We start from the raw sequence: 16,413 nt of genomic DNA on the forward strand, positions 1-16,413 counted from the left end.
TTCCTCCGAAGGAGACTAGCTGTTTGCGGAGCATTCCGTCAGGAAATGCTAAAAGCTAAAAGCTAGTTAAGCATAGAAATTAATTCTTGTTGTGGGTTAATTATATTAATTATCAAGGTAAGATTAGCAAACAAAAAATCTGAGTGGTAATGGGGATAAATCTAGGTTCAACAATTAATAATTAATAATTCATAATTCATAATTACCTCTCCTTGAAAAGAAGAGGTAAGACTCAAAGGAAAATTTTTTCTTCTCTTGGTCGATTGGATCTGGCGAGGTTTCTTCGCCATCCCATCCTACGGAATGCTCCGCAAACGACCGCTATTTCTCCTTTAAAGGAGAGGCTTTAAACCTTAATTATTCGGTAATTAAATATGGAAACTGAAGTGACTTTACTAAATAATGATGATGTTTTGTCTACAAGTGCTAGTCTTTTAATGTTTCAATGTACATTTCAAGTCAGTGAATATATAACGATGATTTTAGCTAGGTTGGAGTCGGAAAATTTATTTGAAGAAGGGCTAGAATGTCAATTATTAAGACCTGGTGATTATTGGAGAAAAGGAAAAGTAAAATTTCGTTTAGAATTTTTCACAGAAACTGAAAAAGAGTTATCTGAAGCTGTCGTTCCTACTTCTCAACCCTCAGCTTACCCCATATTAACTTCTGATGAACAGCCACAGAATGTAGGAATGTGGAGTTAATATTAAAGTAATTTTTTCAACAATTAATAATAGACATAGGCTGGAAAAAGGTATAAATTTTTTTCTGGGGTAGGGAACAGGGAATAGGCAAGATACTTTGAGAAATAAAGATACGAAAAATGATTTATTTTGTGAGTTTTAAAACTCTATTTATTTACTATCAATTGGTTAAATAAAATTCTTGTTTATTTTCTACCAGATATCTAATTAATTATTAATTAGACAAAGGCAAAAGGTAACAGGGAGCAGAAAACAAATATTTTGTAGTTTAATACCAAATTCATCAGAAGTTGCATAGAAAAATATATCGAGGTTGACTGTAGATCGAGATAGATAAGTTATTGAAGAAGGAAGAAGGAAAAAATAATTCTGTGCCACCTCACATAAAATTGGTATAACACCTAGCACCTAAAACTTAACACTTATGACATTAGAGGTAAGCATTTCCTGCGGAATGCTGCGCAAACAGCTATGAACTCTGAGTTCTCAGCTCTTATGAGAGGGTTTTAATGAATATAGACTGTTTCAGTCAGCTTTTATAGCAAGTATAAATTCTGACTAAATTAGTAAAGCTTTGATCTAAAATTAAAAGCAATAGCTGAAGTTCGCAGTTCCGACCTAGGAGGCTGGCTTATAGCTGACGGCTGAATGCTTACCATTAGAGATATTTTAGCAATGGAAAATGAACAAAATTTTCAAGAAAAACGTTGCTCAGAACTTTTACTATATCTGGCTTTAAATATAGAAGACTTCCAAATATTACCCAAAATCAAATTAGAAACAGACCTGCCTCAGACAATTATAGATGGGATAAGAAAGTATTTTTTTACTTATCAATCTGCCTGTGAATATGCTAACCAGATATTCCTAGAAATTTACCAATCTGGTGCAATAAAAAAATACTGTAAACAAAGCAAAATAGGCAAAAAATTACCAACCGCTTTTTATATTCATATCTCTGCTTTAGCACAACTTCATCCTTTACTACAACTCTACGAAAATTTAGCTCATCGTTTATATTTCAAAGCAACTTCTCAGCAGAAAGCTGATGCAAAAACGACCACATTAATTAAGTTTAACTTTGATAAACCCACAATTTCTTATCTCCACTATCCAGACTTCGACACCGACCCTCATCCAGCTTTAAAAACTAGCATTTCCATCAACATGAATAGTGGAAAAGTTGAGTATAGAAACTACCAAAATAGTAAAAACCCCCCTGTGCTGCATCGCAAAGAAACCTTTGTGAATACTGACTATCCCCACTACAAAAAATTTGCTAAACTGACCAGTGCTGAAGTGAAATTAGGACTGTTAGATAATACTCGTTTAATTGGCACTCGCCAAGGATGGTTCACACACCTAAAAAATCATGGAATTGAAATTAAAGACCATCATGTAATTCAACATACTATTGAAATACCAATTCCCAAAATAGAACGCCACAAAGCAGCGATGGTTCGTAAAAAAATTTCTAAACCAGTACGTTTGGGTTTAGAAGCAAATCTCTTTACAGAAGGTACAACCTTTTTTGATTATGGTTGTGGTCACGGTGGGGATATTCAACATATTGCTCAAAAAGGTTATCAAAGTGCAGGATGGGACCCCTATTATTCGCCCAATAATAGTTGTATTGCTGCTGATGTTGTCAATCTTGGTTATGTAATTAATGTAATTGAATCTTTAGCAGAACGTAGGGAAGCTTTGATTAAAGCTTGGGGATTGACTAAACAGGTTTTAATTGTTTCCGCTATGGTATTAATTAATGACCAGAAAACCAAGAATAAACTTGCTTATGGAGATGGCATAATTACATCTCGTAATACTTTTCAGAAATATTATGAACAAGAAGAATTAAAATCTTATATTGACCAAGTTTTAAATGTAGATTCTATCCCTATAGATTTGGGTATTTTCTTGGTATTTAAAGATGAAAAACAGGGGCAAAACTTCCGAGCATCTCGATTAAAAACTCGTTTATCTACACCTAGAATTAACTGCAAAAATCAGAAATTTGTAGATTATGAAGAACAACTTATTCCTTTGATGAACTTTATGAGCGATCGCGGTCGTCTTCCGGTCAGAGGAGAAATTGCTGAAGAGGCAGATTTAATTGCAGAATTTGGTAGTTTTCGTCGTGCATTTCGAGTAATTTTGCAAGCTACAGATTCTGTAGAATGGGACCAGATAACTGATAAACGTCGCCAAGATTTGTTAGTATATTTAGCTTTAACTAAATTTGGAAATCGTCCTAAGTTTTCCCAATTAGCAGAAGTAGTCAGAAATGATATTAAAGCTTTATTTGGTAGTTACACTCAAGGCTGTACATTAGCGGATTTAATGTTATTTAGTTTGGGCAATTCTGAACTTATTAGTAAATGTTGTAAAAATAGTTCTATTGGTTATAAATTTTCTAACTCTCTGTTAGTTCATGTTTCTGCTGTAGCAAAACTCGATCCGTTATTACGGCTTTATGAAGGTTGTGCTAACCGTACAATTGGTAGATTAAATGAGGCAACTATCATTAAATTTCATACAAAATTACCGATAATATCCTATTTGTTTTATCCCGACTTTGATACAGAAGCTCACCCAATGTTGCATAAAAGTATGCACATTGATTTACGAGATTTAAGTGTCAGTTATCAGAGCTATACAAATGAATATAATCCGCCAATTTTACACAGAAAAGATGCTTTAGTAACACCAGATTATCCAGACTATGAAAAATTTGCCAAACTAACACAGCAAGAAGAAGATAGAGGACTATTAAATAATTTTAAAAATATTCAAAACCGAATTGGTTGGCTCAAATGTTTAGAAGAAAATTGTACAGAAATAAAAGGTCATCGTGTTTATTGGCAAACTAATGTTGACCCTTATCGCTTAAAAATATTAAAATCTGCTTATGCTACTAGGAAACGAGAAAGAAAAAAACAACTAAATCAGGAATAAATCAGCTATTGATTGAAGATGTTCTAGGTGTTGTTGAATTTAATCTTAATTCTTTAGGAGTCAACCCACCCCTAACCGCTCCCAGGAGTGGAGTCAGGAGGGCAGAAATAAGAAGAAAGAGTAGTAAAAGAGAAAGTTTTTTGTTCATACTCTTTCCGGAGATGATATCATAACAATTTTATAAATGTTTGCTACAATATAGGTAGGGTACTTCTTAGGAGTCAGGAGTCAGAATGAATAGATTTAATAACAGTTTTTAGGTCGTAAATTCTCTTTTTTGTCAAAGGGACATTTCCTGCAAAATCTTTTTATTGCACTTATTATATCATGTCCGTTGGTATCGGAGCGTGTATAAAGTTGGGGAAATATCTAGCGCCATTAATGGTTTTTCCTTCTCTTAAAGCTTCTTCCTTCTTCCAACTTCGGTCTTCCTTACCTTCACGCTTACAATACCGATGCTACCGGACATGATATTATTCGTAAAATTCTTTTTTCAAATTGGTATCATACCTCAAGTCACCAACGCGAGATGTTCTATAGTGTTTCTCAAGTTCTTGAGGTACAGTTTTTTTCTTCTTTTCTATTTGCTGTTTCCCGAATTACTACTTCTTACTCCCTCTTCCCTATTCTCTATTCCCTAAAACAAACGAATGCGCGTACCTCACGCTTCTTGGGAATTGCTATATAGTTTACATCACTTTTGAGGAAGCGTGAGGTCCAGTTATCAGACTATTTATTCTTATGTTCCCTGTTCCCAGATCCGGTGTTCCCTAGAGCAATAAAACTTTGTACCTCATCAACTTAATAACTGCTGTAAAATAGTCAAGAATAAGTCAACTATCATCATAAATCAATGAATAAATTATTTGAAAAAATAAATACCCAAGTAACGATTTTAGGAAGTCTTATTGCTATCCTTTGGATTGTACAAATTATTAATTATGAACTTTTAGCAGGAACATTGAACTATTATGGTGGAATTCATCCTCAAAGTTCTACAGGACTTACGAGTATTTTTTTTGCTCCATTTTTGCATGGCAGTTATGGTCACTTAGCAGCTAATATTCCCCCATTAATTATTCTCGGTTGGTTAATCATGTTACGGGGAGTTCGTGATTTTTTCTTTGTGAGTATCGTTACTATAATAGTTAGTGGTTTAGGTATTTGGTATTTCGGTGCCCCTAATTCTATTCATATTGGTGCAAGTGGATTAATTTTTGGTTATTTTGGGTTTTTGCTACTCCGAAGTTTATTTGACTTCAGTGTTTTATCAGTAATATTCGCCTTAACTGCTGGTTTTCTTTACAGTGGTTTAATCTGGGGTATTTTGCCTTCCGATCCTAATGTCTCTTGGGAAGCACACTTATTTGGTTTTCTGGGTGGGATATTAGCAGCTCAACTTTTGGGTAAACGTAAAAAAAATAGTTAAAGTAGAATTGAGCTGATAGCTGACAGCTAATAGCTGTTTGCGCAGCAGTCCGCAGGAAATGCTTACAAAAATATTAGCGATGCAACTGACAGTTCTGGTTTTTTTTCATCACTAATTATCCAGACATGACAGTTTTTTCCACTCCCCTACTCCCCTACTCCCTTACCGAATAATTAAGATAACAATCCTCTCCTTTAAAGGAGAAACAAGCGGTCGATCTTCGCAGCTTCCCGAAGGGTGGGATGCTGAGGAAACCTAACTATATCCAATCGACCAAGAGAAGAAAAAATTTTCCCTACCACGTTAATCCTATCCGTTTTCAAGGAGAGGTAATTGTTAATTATTAATTATTAATTATTAATTATTAATTGTTGAATCCCCTACTTTTACTCCACAGACCTAATCCTAACACAAAAAATAACCCGCTAATTACAGCAGGTTCTGGTGTTCCTGCATAATCTTTAACTTTATCTATGAGGTTACAGTCGATAGTAGAATTTTGAGAATCTTCAGATGTTTGAGTTAAAAATTGCGATAAACTAGAACTCCCAGAAGAATTACTATTGGTAGCTAAATTACGATTATTATCGTCATAATTTATGACAAAAGCTTCTACAGGAAGCTTGGAAGAAAATCCTAAACTCATAATTAAGCTAACCACAACTACTTGTAAAAATTGATTAATTTTCATTTATTGATACTCCAAAGAAAGTCAAAAATCGTAGGGGCGAATGCCATTTGCCCTCAAAGTCAAAAGTAAGAAAAAGATGAAATTGCTGGTAAAAATTCCCAAATCCAATTGCTAACTAACCACAACATATAACCCAAAACCAACACAGTATAAATAATACTAAGAGGAGCATAAATAGCTAAAATGGCTTGGTCAGATGTTTTTTCAGGCGAAGGTTGACGGCGCAATAAATCGAAATAAAATTCAAGCGATCGCCTCCTCAAATTATTAATTCCTGTCATGGCTACCAACAAGTAATAACCATCAAAAGCATTTAATGGATTGAGATTTAATACCACTGTTACCAGAGCAGCACTCATCAATAAATAACTATTTTGCTGCATCAAACTCTGGGGAGGAGAAGCTAATAATAACCACAAAGCTAACGCCCAAATAACTATTTGAACTATTACCCCCGCAGCTACAACTAAAACTCTTTGTTTCCGTTTAACCAAAGAATATTGGTCGGAAGTATTGGTGTACATTCCCGGCATAAAACACATAAATAATAAACCAATTTCCGGTACAACACCCCCGAAATGTTTCAGAGTAAAAGCATGACCTAATTCATGGAGAAAAATTACTAACATAGTGGCAAAGCCTAACTTTAATAAATTAGTAGGAGCTGTAGTAAAATCTCCCCAAACTTGTTGATGAGCAGAAACAATATCTGTGGCATAAGCTAACCACAAAAAAACTGTTTGACCGAGGAAAAAACAGAGGAAAAAACCAAAAGCTCTAGTCCAAATCCAACGAAGTTTTTCTATATTTTCTGTTAACCATTCATCAGGCTTGAACAGAGGTATTTTGAAAAATAATATTTGCGCCAAAGAGAAATTTTTCGGCGGTGGTTCCGTACCTGACAACATACCTGTTGCTGCCAATTTTTGCAATAGTTGTTGAATATCTTGGATAGTTAAATCGTATTTATTAGCAATGGCAGGTATTGGTCTTTTTCCTAAAAGATAAATGACATTTTTATCAATATTATCTACTTGGAGAAAAGTCGGATATTCAGGATTGCGTAATATCCAATAACCATCTGGATGTTGAATCCAATGCACCTCTGATTTTAGTTGCATAAATAAATTTATTAAATCGAGAAAATACTTGCTCTTCAGCAGTTTTGTACAGTAAAAAACCGTGAAGATACTGATGTATTTGTGAACAATTAATTAGTGAACAAGCGTAGGTTTGGTTGAGGAAAGTAACCCAACAACAATCAATTCCAGTAGGGTGCTTTATACAGCTTAGATTTTAGCTGTAAAAGATATTTAAAAATCCGTCCTAACACCCCATTTTAATTGTGTCAATCTATTAGAGTTTAGAGGTTGTTCATAGATAGATATAAAATTTTTTGTCTATTATGGCATAGTTTTTTGTGCTTGTTGTCGATTTTCGACAAAACCTCAAAAATTTATCTGTCGAATTTAATCTGGTCTAACTGAAATAGTTTGCAATATATGACTTTCAGCAGTAATTTTTTTTTTAATTCAATCAATATTGTCGATTTTCGACAACTTTTTTTCTGACCTATGTTATGTTTAGTTATTAAGTAATTAGTAATTTTAGTTATTAGCTGTTTTTCTAGTTAAGAGCTTTTCTGTGGAATGTTTTGCTAGCCCCAAAGGTTTACAAAATCTGCAATCTCAACTAGCAGGAATTGAGCAAAACATCGGCAACATTGAGTCTGATATTACTGCCAATGAGCAAAAAGTAGAACAGCTAGATGCCCAACTACTGAAAGAAAACTCAGATAAAATATATCTCCAAGAGACTTTAGCAGAAATAGACCAACGTATTGTGGATAAAGAGTTAGAAATCTCAGACAAATATGAAGAAATTCAACTGACGGAAAAATACGCCCGCCATGTTAACGCCGAAGTCGATCGCCTAGAAAACCGCCTCGACTTAATTAACCGAGCAGATGCTCTCGAAACTGAATATCAAAACCAACAAGATAACTGGCAAAATGCCTTAGATAACCAAATAGCATCTACCGAAGAATTGTTGGCAACTCGCACAGCAGGAGAAAACCAACGGGAACAATTACTATCGTTGCAATCTCAGCTAGCAGATACTCAAACTCAACTTGCCACAGCTCAACAGCAACAAGCGCAACTCACAACCGAGGTAGAAACCGCCCAAGAAGACTTACAGTTTACTCAACTGCAACTAGGCAACCAGCAAATACAGTTACAAAGCTTACAAAGTCAAGACCAACCATTGCGCAGCGCCGAAGCTTATTACTACAACCAAGCTCAACAACATCGGCAGCAGATTTGGTATTCCAATGGTAGCCAGTTTGTGTATAATGCCGAACAAGCAGCAGCATATCGCGCTAACATGGAGCAAGCAGCGCGGATGGCACAGCAGCGCAACGACCTCTGGCCACAGATAGAGGAAACGGAGAATAGAATTGAGGAGCTGAACGAGGCGATCGCTACTCAAACAGCAAATATTGCTAGTAAGCAACAGGAGTTGGCAGAAGTCACTCCAGAGGTGGCTAACTTAACTGCCAAGGCAGCAGAAATCGAAATTCAAATCCCCCCTCTAGTTGCTGCTCTAGAACCTCTGCAACAGGCAGAAAACGCCAAATTAGCAGACTTCCAAAATGCTGTTGAGCAAACAGAAACCGCATCCGTAGAATTAGCTCAAACCACCAAAGAGCAGGCAACCGCCTTGAATCATCTGATTAGCTTTGGCGTTTTAGGTACCGAATCTGATGTCGATTTCTTCCCTACTCAAGTGGAGGCAAAAGTTAATGAATTTATTCAACAGTTGCAAAACCGCAGTAATGACTTAGGCTCCCAAGCTGATACTCTAGGAAATTTGATAGCAGACTGGCAAAGCGAGTTAGATAATACCACAGATACAGTCAGTCGTCAAGCGTTAACCGATTTGATTACCAAAACTATTGGCCAACAGAATCATCTATTGCAACGTCAACAGGAAAATCAGGAAATAGTAACGGCATTGAGCGATCGCCTGACGGCAGCTACAGCATCTCTAGAAAATCTCCGACAACAGCAGGAGTTGGAAATTCGGGAACAACTCAATAGTAATGATGAACGGTTAGAGGCGCTTAACCGTCAATTGGAAACTGAGACGGCAGCAGAAAAAGCGGTTAATGAGGATACGGTGTTAGCTTATGCTCAACTCAATGACCAAGTGCGGGCAGATTTGACGGCAAGTGCGACTCAGTGGGTGAGTCAATTGCAAGAAGGGCATCAGCAAACTAAGGAAATTGGGGAAGGTCAGCAAAATTTGTCTCAGTCTGTTGATGAGTTGATTGAGTATATAGAGGATAATTTGGCTGATGTTGATGGGGAGCGCGACCGGAATTTGGCAGATTTGCGAGATGCCATTACGACCTTGGGTGTTGTTGCGCCCCGTCGGGATGAGTTTGCAGTAGGGGAAACTCACCTGAAGCAAGAGATTGAGAAGCTGAAACAGTTGATAGAAAACGATGCCAAGTTGTGGGAGGAAATTGCTCCCATTGCCCAACGTTTTGGGGTTGAGTCTCAAGAATTGGCAGAATATCAGCAGCAGTATGAAGCTAAAAAACAACAGGATGAGGCAACAGCGCAACAGTACGAACAACAGCGACAGCAACATCAGAATAATGCCAACCATTGGCAATCTCAGATTCAGACCTGGGGTGTGGTAGGGCATCGGCGTCAGAACCGGAAGACTGTACCAGTTTACGGGTGGATTCATAATCCTACTGCTGAGGCCAACTATAATAATGAACTAGGCGCCGCCGAAGAAGCAGCTCAAAACCGTGATGCTGCTTTGAAATTACCCACAGCTCTAGCATACCGCGAGGAATTTGTCAATAATGCTACCAACAATGGTACAGCTATCGAACTATTGCAAGCTGAAACCGAAGAGAAAAGTAACGAATACAGCTCCCTACTAGCACAAGTGAAGGCAGAAGAAGCACAAAACAACGCTCAAGCTTCTGCTGCTATAGCTCAAGCTGACTGGTACGAACAACGAGCAGCAGAACACTGGGAACGCAGTCGTAAAAATGGTCCGACTTGGACTGAGACTCGCGTAACTTGGAAACGTAAGTGGTATGGTAAGAAGAAAAAGCATTGGGTAACTATCACCCACGTCGATCATCACTGGATAGTCTGGGATACCTACACCAAATATGCTGAACAACTGCGACAACAAGCGGTAAGTCAGTTAATAGAGACCGACAACCAATCCCAACAACAGGAGCGCTTACAACCTCTAGCAGAACAGTGGGCAAATGCTCGTAACGCTGCTAGTGCTGCGGAAACTCCTATCGATAGCAGCCGTAATTTAGCGGACTCACTCGCAGCTACCAGGGAACAAATTCCGGTGGCAGAAGAACAATTGCAAGAACTAGAGGAACTGTTGCCAGATATAAAAGAAATGTTGGCAGAAGCTCAGAAAGAAGCTGACGAATACAATGCCAAAGTATTAGCTGAGTGGCAAGAACATGACGAAAACGCGACGGAATATATCAATACCATTGAAGATATATTAGAACGTCGTGGCGACCTCAATAAACAATCCCAGGAATTGCAAAATAAACTTGCCGATACGGAAAAATGGGTGGAACAACAAACCGTCGCCTTGGATACCGAAACCGAGCAAGTCGATAATTTGCGTCAACAGTTGATAGCTGATGGGGAGGCGTTGGCAGAAAAAATTGCCGTGGCAACGGGTAGCGAATTAACGGAGTTGCAGACAAAACAAGCACAACTCCAGGAAGCTTTGGGACTCATTGAAAATAAAGCAGTGGTATTGCGACAACAGCAAACAGCTTTCAGCCAAAAACGCACCTTGCTGACCGCAGAAAACGAAGTAATTCTGGCAGAACAACGACTATTAGATGCCTACCTGACAACTCCGGAGAGCAACTTTGAGGCATTGCAGCAACAGCTAGCAGATGCTCGTGCTGCCTTAGCGGAAGCCCAACGTTTAGCAGAACAAGCGGAAGCCAGCAGTCAGGCATTAACCGCTCCGTTACAGGAACTCCAAGCAGACCTCCTGGCACAAAACGACGAACATTTGCAAGCTGCTAAGGCACGACAGCAGATACTCAAGGATTTGTTGGAGGCAACAGAACTGAATGCCAACTACACTTTGGAAGCTGCCCAGAAACAGCAAGAAGTGAACGATTTAGAATTCCAAATATTGCAACGGTTGCAGTCAGCCACTATTGCGGGTAACGAAGAAGCCCAACATTTATTAGATGTAGCCACTCAAAACGATATGGCAACGGCGGCAGAAATCTATTACCGGGATTACACCGACTTAGCTGGTGATAAGCGCAGTAGTTCTGCCGGAGGGGTGGGAACAGCTGAAGACCGGATATTAGCGGATAAGTATTATCAGGAGATGCAAAACCATCGCCAGTTGCAGCGACTAGCTCAAGAGCAAGCAGACCATTTCGGAGAGATTCGCCAAACTGCTGAAGCACAATTAGAGGTATTGCAACAGCAACAGGAAGCTGCTGCCCAGACGTTGCAAGAGGTTAACGACCAGATTAATGAAACCCAGGAACAACAGGAAGCCAAGGAGCAGGAGTTGGCTGTTGCTCAGGCTCGTTTAGATGGTATTTCTCGGATACGGGAGCAAACAGAACAAACTTTTGTGCAGTTGGTGAGTTTGGAACGGTTGAATCTGGCTCAAGCACAGTTGGAGCAGGAGATTGCGTTGCAGCGGCAGTCAGATATTGATGAGGAAGTGGCGCAGCGCTTGGAACGAGAGGAGATTGAGTTGGAGCGTCAGCGTTTAGAGGCGCGGGCGAAGTTGGAGCAGTTGGAGCAGTTGCAAGCTGAGGAAGAGTTGCGGCAAGCGGTGAATGAGGTGCGGGCCGATGTTGGTTTGGATGCTGTGGCGGGTGGTAGTAATTCGGCTCAGTTGCAGTCGGATATGGCGGCGTTGTTGGGGCAGTTGCAGAATTTGGAGCAGCAACAGCCGGATTTACCTGATGATGTGAAGGCTTTGTTGGCTGATGCGAGGGGCGATATTAATCTGGCGTTGCAAGGGGAAGAAGCTGAGAATATTCAGGAGAATTTGCTGAAGACTGCGGCTGGGTTAGTGGGGCAGATTCAGAATTATCAGACTGAAATTGCTAAGTTAGACTCAGAGGAACTTTGGGATAATCAGTTGTTGGCAAAAGCGGAAAATGATTTGCAAACTGCGTCTCGCGAAATGGTTGAGGAGTTGCAGCGATCGCAAGCTTTATCTGGGGAACGGGAGATTATTAATCCTCTGTACATTGAGACCTTGACCAAAGTTGCCTATGCAGAGCAGGCGGTGGATATTTCCCAAGATTTAGCCAAGCAGTCCAAAGATTTGCTCGGTCAAATCCTCGAACAACGAAAAGAAGAACGAAAAGCTCGTAAGAAGGCGTTCTGGAATGAGTTGTTAAGTACAGTAACATTGGTGGTTAGTATTGTTGCTGCGGCCCTTACACTTGGAGCAAGCCTCGCCGTTAGCGCGGCCACAATAACTTCCATGAAGTCGATCGCAGCTACCTTACGAACCATCGTTACTGTGCTGAATGTAGTACAATCTGCCTATAACGGAGATTGGTCAGGAGCTATATTTAACTCCCTAATAACAGCAGTTGGTTTCAGTAGCATACCAGGAAAGGATACGCTTATCAAAGTTACTCAGGGAGCTTATGGTGCATACCAGGCTTCTGAATCAGGTGATGATATTTTGGCATTCCTGAAAGTGGTAGGTACTATTGCAAGCGTGGCACTTCAAAACCTTGAAAACCTTGAGATTATAGGAAAAAGGGATTGGCAGTATCAGTTGCTTAACTCTTTGCAAAATGTTCCCATAATGGTTCACACTGGAATTCAAGCAATAGAGAATGATGATTGGTTATCAGCAACAAGCAACTTGTTCAACGCTTTAACTACTTTGGGTCAGAATATCGGATACACTCTAGCAGACAAATTAACAGAAAGCGTTGTTGGGTTCTTTCATGATGCAGAGCTAGTTGGCAATCTGGGTATTGCTTTAGTTGGTGTCATTGAAGAAGATAGTTTAATTGGTATCCTCTCTGGAATAAACAGTGGTTTGAATGCTGTAAACATCTATAAGCAAAAGAATGAATCTTTAGCAAAAGAGCTTGGACTAGATAGTGAACCGTTTTGGTATGAACAACTACCAAATTGTCCTAACACTCATGGGGAAGCTCAGGCACTCGCTGAGCAGAATTCCGGTTGGAAACCAGATGGAGCTACTGGACAAGTACTCCAATTTTTCCATCCAGGAGCTGCAAGTAGTTTTCGCCATGAAGCAGGCCAGCAGTGTACCTATACAACAAGTGGAAAACTTATTAAAAGTGGGCCGGGAGCAGGAACGCCAGATTACATTGCACCCAATGGTTTGTTGGGCAAAATAGGACACTTTACAGTTGATGTTTTACCATGGTTTTTCCTAAGTACGGAGATTTATAATAGTTTGCGGCCTCCTAATCAGGGAACACCGCCGATTGAAACTGAATAAAAAACAAAGCGGTCGCCTTTTTCCTCCAAAAAGAGCGATCACCTACCTAACATACCTGGTAGGGGCGAATGGCATTCGCCCGCACAGATACCAATTATTCCCTCAAAATATGGAATAAGCGATCGCTCCTTTGCCCCAAAAACTACCCCAAAACCGCGACCAACATAACAATCATTGCTTACCCAATATACCTGGTCTGGGCGAATGCCATTCGCCCCTACGGATACCAATCATTGCACAGAAATATACAATAGCGATCGCCCCTAAACCATTCCTCAAAACCAACCAACCACAAAAAAACATGACAAACACAACAACCATCGCCTAAACCTACACCCAAAGACAAGGAACCCTAGAGGACGTAGCAGCGATCGCCTGAAATGTGTAGGGGCGAATGGCATTCGCCCGCACAGATACCAATTATCCCCTCAAAATATACAAACAGCCATGGCCCCAGACCAAAAGTCAACCAACCACAAAAAAAACCATGACAAACACAACAATCATTGCCCCAATCTACACCCAAAGACAAGGAACCCTAGAGGACGTAGCAGCGATCGCCTGAAATGTGTAGGGGCGAATGGCATTCGCCCGCACAGATACCAATTATCCCCTCAAAATATACAAACAGCCATGGCCTCAGACCAAAAATCAACCAACCACAAAAAAACATGACAAACACAACAATTATTGGCCCTACCTATACCCAAAGACAAGGAACCCTAGAGGACGTAACAGCGATCGCCTGAAATGTGTAGGGGCGAATGGCATTCGCCCGCACAGATACCAATCATTCCCTCAAAATATGAAATAGGCGATCGCGACTTTCTCCCAAACCAACCCTAAAACTATGACCAACATCACAATCATTGTTTACCCAATACATCTGGTCTGGGCGAATGCCATTCGCCCCTACGGATATTATTTCCTCAAAATATGGAATCGGCGATGGCGACTGGTCCCCCAAGCCCACCCTAATACTATGAACAACATCACAATTATTTTTTACCCAATACATCTGGTCTGGGCGAATGCCATTCGCCCCTACGGATATTATTCCCTCAAAATATGGAATCGGCGATGGCGACTGGTCCCCCAAGCCCACCCTAATACTATGAACAACATCACAATTATTTTTTACCCAATACATCTGGTCTGGGCGAATGCCATTCGCCCCTACGGATATTATTTCCTCAAAATATACAAAGAGCGATCTCTCCTTTCTCCCAAACCCACTCTAAAACTATGACCAACATCACAATTATTTTTTACCCAATACATCTGGTCTGGGCGAATGCCATTCGCCCCTACGGATACCAATCGTTCCAGTCAAACAAAAATCTGATAAAATGGGAAAAAACAAGAAATATCAACCTTATGTCTTACGATCATAACAAACATCATCGGCGATCGCTTCGCCTCAGAGGTTATGACTATTCACAAGCTGGAGCCTATTTTCTCACTATTTGCACTTACAACCGTCAGACTCTATTTGGAGAAATTATTGACGGTAAAATGCAGTTAAATCAACTAGGTGAGGTAGTTGCTGAAGAATGGGAGCGATCGGCACAAATACGCCAAGAAATAGAATTAGACTATTCGGTAATTATGCCAAATCATTTACATGGCATCGCTATCATTCATAATGTAGAGTCAAATGACCGTGTAGGGGCAAACGGCCGTTCGCCCCTACGGATGAAACCTCGCTCAATATCGTCATTAATGACAGGATTCAAATCTGTTGTCACTAGACGTATTAATCGCATTCGCTATCATGGCGAACAATTAACTACATCTGCTCCGGTGTGGCAACGCAATTATTACGAGCATATTATTAGAAGTGAAACATCATTAAATCAACTCAGACAATACATAATAGAAAATCCTTTAAAATGGAAAATCGATCAATTACATCCTAATAATCCTTCAAAATGGTGATCACAATAACTACAAATATCGTCTACCAAATAACCATGTAGGGGCGAATGGCATTCGCCCCCATAGATACCAATCATTCCACAGAAATATGCAACAAGCGATCGCTCCCTCCCCCAAAACCAACCAACCACAAAAAAACCATGACAAACACAACAACCATCGCCCCAACCTACACCCAAAGACAATCAACCCTAGAGGACGTAACAGCGATCGCATGAACCATGTAGGGACGAATGGCATTCGCCCCCATAGATACCAATCATCCCACAGAAAGATGCGACAAGCGATCGCTCCTCCCCCTCCCCCCAAAACTAACCAACCCTAGACGACGTAGTAGCGTTCGCCCCCTTTCAGTTATCAGTCATCAGTTATCAGTTATCGGTATCTTTAGGTTCTGGAGGCTGGAAATACTGAAGTTTATTTTTCCATATTCCTAGAATAATTAGTTATTAACTGTTCTACCCAAACGATCGCTCTTTTATATAGCAACCTGTTGCAATCTCAATCAATTTTCTGCTATAATTCCATGAACAGTCTCAAATATTAACAGGAGATGCCGCCTTATGTCTCTAACAGTTGAAGACCTAGAAAAAATCCAAACACAACTAACAGAAGCACATTTAGACTACCGCACCGAATTAGTTGACGGTCAAATTATCATCATGGGATTATCAGACTATGTTTCCGAAGAAATTATCGCTCGAATAATCACCTTTCTCAATATGTGGGTACTCCCACGCAAATTAGGACGAGTCACAGGTTCTTCCGCAGGTTTTCGTCTCCCAGACGGCAACTTACGCGGTCCCGATGTATCCTTTGTTCCCGCTGCCAAGATGCGTCAAGCTCCCCGTGCTTTTGCTGAAATTGTTCCCGACTTAACTATCGAAGTCAGGTCAGCATTGGATAACATTAAACCTCTAGCCGAAAAACTGCAAAGATTTATCGAGTTAGGCTCTCAGGTGAGTATTTTAGTAGACCCCAAAAACTTGACTGTAACCGTATATCGCGCTACTGGGGAAGCAATAGTTTTAACCAATGAAGACACATTGACTATTCCCGAATTATTACCCGGTTGGGAACTGCCCATATCAGAAATTTGGCCGCCAGTCTTTGAGTAAAAAGGAGCGATTCCCTTCTCAAAAACCATG

General features: G+C 40.0%; 14 protein-coding genes. 8 read left to right on the forward strand and 6 right to left on the reverse strand.

Translation table 11 applies throughout. From position 1 onward, the window contains the following. Window positions 1-374: 374 nt before the first annotated feature. From F6K15_RS06860 to F6K15_RS06870, 3 genes are all read left to right on the forward strand, one after another. Window positions 375-704: a KGK domain-containing protein gene (locus F6K15_RS06860; RefSeq protein ID WP_293058766.1), complete on the forward strand. Its 330-nt coding sequence runs from the start codon at window positions 375-377 to the stop codon at window positions 702-704. A gap of 648 nt (window positions 705-1,352) precedes the next feature. After that, window positions 1,353-3,659: a DNA phosphorothioation-associated putative methyltransferase gene (locus F6K15_RS06865; protein ID WP_293058768.1), complete on the forward strand. Its 2,307-nt coding sequence runs from the start codon at window positions 1,353-1,355 to the stop codon at window positions 3,657-3,659. An 853-nt stretch (window positions 3,660-4,512) separates the two neighbouring features. Next, a complete protein-coding gene (locus F6K15_RS06870; protein WP_293058771.1) occupies window positions 4,513-5,088 on the forward strand; it encodes a rhomboid family intramembrane serine protease in 576 nt (191 codons plus the stop codon). 364 nt (window positions 5,089-5,452) lie between these two features. On the opposite strand, the gene F6K15_RS06875 is transcribed toward F6K15_RS06870, so the two are convergent. Together F6K15_RS06875 and F6K15_RS06880 are read right to left on the reverse strand one after the other, a co-directional pair. Then, on the reverse strand, window positions 5,453-5,779 hold the full coding sequence (locus tag F6K15_RS06875; RefSeq protein ID WP_293058773.1) for a PEP-CTERM sorting domain-containing protein: 327 nt from the start codon (window positions 5,777-5,779) through the stop codon (window positions 5,453-5,455). A 59-nt stretch (window positions 5,780-5,838) separates the two neighbouring features. Then, window positions 5,839-6,900: a M50 family metallopeptidase gene (locus tag F6K15_RS06880; protein WP_293058775.1), complete on the reverse strand. Its 1,062-nt coding sequence runs from the start codon at window positions 6,898-6,900 to the stop codon at window positions 5,839-5,841. Between the two features lie 523 nt (window positions 6,901-7,423). Here F6K15_RS06880 and F6K15_RS06885 point away from each other — a divergent pair. Further along, on the forward strand, window positions 7,424-13,327 hold the full coding sequence (locus F6K15_RS06885; protein ID WP_293058777.1) for a hypothetical protein: 5,904 nt from the start codon (window positions 7,424-7,426) through the stop codon (window positions 13,325-13,327). 38 nt (window positions 13,328-13,365) lie between these two features. Here F6K15_RS06885 and F6K15_RS06890 read toward each other — a convergent pair whose 3' ends face one another. After that, window positions 13,366-13,557, reverse strand: coding sequence for a hypothetical protein (locus F6K15_RS06890; RefSeq protein ID WP_293058779.1), 192 nt, complete (start codon window positions 13,555-13,557; stop codon window positions 13,366-13,368). Next, window positions 13,545-13,667: a hypothetical protein gene (locus F6K15_RS06895; RefSeq protein WP_293058782.1), complete on the reverse strand. Its 123-nt coding sequence runs from the start codon at window positions 13,665-13,667 to the stop codon at window positions 13,545-13,547. Before F6K15_RS06895 ends, F6K15_RS06890 begins: the two co-directional genes overlap by 13 nt. A 54-nt stretch (window positions 13,668-13,721) precedes the next feature. On the opposite strand from F6K15_RS06895, the gene F6K15_RS06900 reads away from it, so the two are divergent. Beyond that, window positions 13,722-13,892, forward strand: coding sequence for a hypothetical protein (locus F6K15_RS06900; protein WP_293058785.1), 171 nt, complete (start codon window positions 13,722-13,724; stop codon window positions 13,890-13,892). Between the two features lies 1 nt (window position 13,893). Next, on the forward strand, window positions 13,894-14,076 hold the full coding sequence (locus F6K15_RS06905) for a hypothetical protein (RefSeq protein ID WP_293058787.1): 183 nt from the start codon (window positions 13,894-13,896) through the stop codon (window positions 14,074-14,076). Between the two features lie 41 nt (window positions 14,077-14,117). On the opposite strand, the gene F6K15_RS06910 is transcribed toward F6K15_RS06905, so the two are convergent. Then, window positions 14,118-14,477: a hypothetical protein gene (locus F6K15_RS06910; RefSeq protein ID WP_293058789.1), complete on the reverse strand. Its 360-nt coding sequence runs from the start codon at window positions 14,475-14,477 to the stop codon at window positions 14,118-14,120. A 95-nt stretch (window positions 14,478-14,572) separates the two neighbouring features. On the opposite strand from F6K15_RS06910, the gene F6K15_RS06915 reads away from it, so the two are divergent. Next, complete coding sequence (locus F6K15_RS06915; protein ID WP_293058791.1) at window positions 14,573-15,265, forward strand: transposase; 693 nt, start codon at window positions 14,573-14,575, stop codon at window positions 15,263-15,265. Window positions 15,266-15,274: 9 nt separating this feature from the next. Here the strand turns inward: F6K15_RS06915 and F6K15_RS06920 are convergent, their stop codons facing one another. Beyond that, a complete protein-coding gene (locus F6K15_RS06920; RefSeq protein ID WP_293058794.1) occupies window positions 15,275-15,574 on the reverse strand; it encodes a hypothetical protein in 300 nt (99 codons plus the stop codon). Between the two features lie 254 nt (window positions 15,575-15,828). On the opposite strand from F6K15_RS06920, the gene F6K15_RS06925 reads away from it, so the two are divergent. Beyond that, window positions 15,829-16,383 (forward strand): Uma2 family endonuclease, encoded by a 555-nt coding sequence (locus F6K15_RS06925; protein WP_293058796.1) that lies wholly within the window; start codon window positions 15,829-15,831, stop codon window positions 16,381-16,383. Window positions 16,384-16,413 lie beyond the last annotated feature (30 nt).

The organism is Okeania sp. SIO2B3, assembly GCF_010672525.1.
Lineage (GTDB): Bacteria > Cyanobacteriota > Cyanobacteriia > Cyanobacteriales > Microcoleaceae > Okeania.